This is a genomic window from Moorena sp. SIO2C4, assembly GCF_010672485.1.
In the GTDB taxonomy this organism is placed as follows: domain Bacteria; phylum Cyanobacteriota; class Cyanobacteriia; order Cyanobacteriales; family Coleofasciculaceae; genus Moorena; species Moorena producens.
On record NZ_JAAHGN010000981.1, the window covers coordinates 1 to 2888 of the forward strand.

Annotated in this window: 3 protein-coding genes; 1 reads left to right on the top strand and 2 read right to left on the bottom strand. The window is 45.8% G+C overall.

What is annotated here, in order from left to right:
- Positions 1 to 19: 19 nt before the first annotated feature.
- Together F6K20_RS32380 and F6K20_RS32385 are read right to left on the bottom strand one after the other, a co-directional pair.
- Positions 20 to 280 carry a hypothetical protein gene (locus F6K20_RS32380; RefSeq protein WP_287297504.1) on the bottom strand — a complete coding sequence of 87 codons (261 nt, stop codon included), beginning with the start codon at positions 278 to 280 and terminating at the stop codon, positions 20 to 22.
- Between the two features lie 161 nt (positions 281 to 441).
- Positions 442 to 1401, bottom strand: a complete 960-nt coding sequence (locus F6K20_RS32385) for a glycosyltransferase family 2 protein (RefSeq protein ID WP_008179806.1) — start codon at positions 1399 to 1401, stop codon at positions 442 to 444.
- A 241-nt stretch (positions 1402 to 1642) separates the two neighbouring features.
- Here F6K20_RS32385 and F6K20_RS32390 point away from each other — a divergent pair, with 241 nt between their 5' ends.
- Complete coding sequence (locus F6K20_RS32390) at positions 1643 to 2866, top strand: glycosyltransferase family 4 protein (RefSeq protein ID WP_287297506.1); 1224 nt, start codon at positions 1643 to 1645, stop codon at positions 2864 to 2866.
- Positions 2867 to 2888 lie beyond the last annotated feature (22 nt).

Here is a 2888-nt window from a genome sequence, read left to right on the forward strand (position 1 = left end):
TCAAAACCACGGCAGTTGCTCATGGGGGGAACCCCCGCAGGTCGGCACTGCCTCCCCAAGACCGTAATGGTGCGCTTGACCCGTAATTAAATTCGCCACGGGTCGCACCTCTGCCTCCCCAAGACCGTAATGGTGCGTTTTCCGTAGGCGAATTAAATTCGCCACGGGTCGCACCTCTGCCTCCCCTTTGGCTGACTGCATCGCTACTTGAGGTGCTTTGAATAAAATAAGCTGACGGCTGACTGCTGACTGCTGTTCGCGTAGCGTGCGCGTAGCGCATATGCTTACAAGCAGTCTTGTGAAAGGGGGTGCGACAAGGCGTAAGGGAACCTCGCCAAGGGAACGGGCACCAAGAGAGTGGAAATTTGTTTCACCATGGTGAGGCTGCCAATGCCTTGGCAGTTTAATCAGATTTTTTCTAGCCCCGAATTCCCAGAGAGTCTATTCCTTGAATTGACGCAACACACTAAACGCCTGAGAACGCCACCCTTCTGGCAATAGGGACAACACCAAAGCAACCCAAGCTTTTGAGGGGGAGCAAGCTTTTCCTGACCAAACTAATTCACGTCCGGTTGATGTTTGTCCAATTTCAATCAGCCGCAATCCTAGTAGTAGCTTAGTTTCCGTCAGGCGCGATCGCCTAACTGTCTCCAACATTTCTGACTCAAAGTTATAACTTTCTAGATAATGCAGTTTATCCTTTAAATACGGAATTGCTCGACTAATCCCTTGCTGTTGGGCATGGAATCGATATTCCATTAATAATTCGGGTAAATAATAGGCTTTCTTTCCCGCAATAGCCAGCCGAACAAATAAATCATTATCTTCACAATTTTGGATATTAGGACGCATAAATTCCAAGTCTTTAAACGCCTGCATTCGAAATAATGTAGCGCCAATTTGAAAGCTCTGCTGAATAAAAACAACCTCAATTAAATTATCAACAATACCTTCGATTAAATTAGTTCTTCCCCACCTCTGAGAGTTGAATTTTGTAGCTGATTCATCCCTAGTATTATTAATATTAATTACCCAATGATCTGTCCCAACAAAATCAAGACTATGGTCTAGCTCTAAAATAGCCGTTGTTTTGGATAAAAATTCAGGTGTCAGCCGGTCATCATCATCAAATTTAATAAAATATTCCCCCAATGCGGCATCAAATCCAGAGCGCATATTATTACTTTTGCCAATATTTTTGGGGTGACGGATGTAGTTAATTCGGCTATCCTGATACTGGGACATTAACTCAGGAGTGTCATCAGTTGAACCATCATCACAGACAATTAATTCCCAGTCTTGATACGTTTGTTTAATAACACTGTCAATCGCATAAGGAAGTAAATTCACGCGATTGAATGTAGGAATACACACACTCACCTTGGGGACTCGTTGAATCATTGTATTGTTATAGATGAAACTATCAAGCCACTCAATTCATTGGTTCTTTGACATTAAATTATCCTCTTGGATACCTGATATCAAGTCCGGTTACAACGAACTAGATATGACTTATAGCAATGTCTTGATGCAGTCGCTCATGGGGAGGGGCTGTGTGCGGAACCTGCGTCCGCACCTTGTAAGCCCCGTGGGAACCCCCAAGACCGCGCTGCATCGCTTTCTTACCTAACCTGAAGATATGATGAAAATTCTCATGCTATCTGCCACCTTTCCTTATCCCCCCACTAGGGGAGGAACTCAGGTTCGGACATTTAATTTACTAAAACATCTTAAGTTAAGTCATGATATCACCATGATTACTCAACGTTCAGAAGATGTCACGGATCAGGAAGTGGAAAAACTAGGGAAATGGGTAGATGAATTGGTGGTTTTCCCCCAACCAAAGCCTTGTGATCCCTCAGGAGGAATCTGGGGCAAAGTAAAGCGATTTAGTAATTTTATTCGCCAAGGCATCCCCCCCAGTGTGCTACATCTCTACTCCCCGGACATTCAGCAATGGGTGGATGAAGCTGTGGCGGCTGGAAGGTTTGACATTATTACCTGTGAACATAGTGTAAATGAAATATATGTACGACCAGAATGGCGACAGCAGCTGGGAACGGTGGTGAATATTCACAGTTCTGTGTATGGTACGTTCCGTAATCAGTTGGAAACAGGAACCTCGGAAAATCAGCTGAGAGACCAGTTAAATTTACCCCTGTTGCGCCGCTATGAGGAACGATACTGTGCCAAATTTACTGGTCTTGTGGTCACAACACCGGAGGATCAAAGCCAGATAGCTGCCTACAAGCCATCGGGTAAAATGGTGGTGATTCCAAATGGGGTAGATTTGACTCAATTTACCGAACGCACTGCTGACCCAGGGGGACATCGCATAGTTTTTATTGGAGCTATGGATAACCGAGCCAACATTGATGCTGTAAGCTTTTTCAGCTTGGAGGTCTTTCCAGCCATTAAAGAACGCTATCAAGATGCTAAGCTGGACCTGGTAGGAGCAAGACCAGTACCTTCGGTGTGGTCGTTGGCAGAATTGTCGGGAATTACGGTCACCGGTCGTGTGCCATCAATGGTAGAGTATCTCCATCAAGCAACTATCTGTGTGGTACCGATGCGGACTGGCTTTGGCATTAAAAACAAGACCCTGGAAGCAATGGCGGCTGGGGTACCTGTAGTGGGAAGCGATCGCGGTTTGGAGGGACTGGCGGTTGATGGTGCCAATACACCCCTGCGAGCATTGCGGGCAAATCATGTTAATGAGTATCTTAGTGCCATCACTCGTTTGTTTGAAGACCCACAGCTGCGAGCAAAGTTGTCTCAAAACGCGCGTTCATTGATCGAGAATGAATACACCTGGGATCGGGCTAAATCACCGGCGGACGGGAAACCTTTCACCCGCAGACTGTAACCACGATCATTTGTCCTTGGCA

Bases quoted from the DNA above. Each gene is read 5' to 3' on its own strand.
- F6K20_RS32380 (WP_287297504.1), bottom strand. From the start codon at position 280: ATGCGCTACGCGCACGCTACGCGAACAGCAGTCAGCAGTCAGCCGTCA.
- F6K20_RS32385 (WP_008179806.1), bottom strand. From the start codon at position 1,401: ATGATTCAACGAGTCCCCAAGGTGAGTGTGTGTATTCCTACATTCAAT.
- F6K20_RS32390 (WP_287297506.1), top strand. From the start codon at position 1,643: ATGAAAATTCTCATGCTATCTGCCACCTTTCCTTATCCCCCCACTAGG.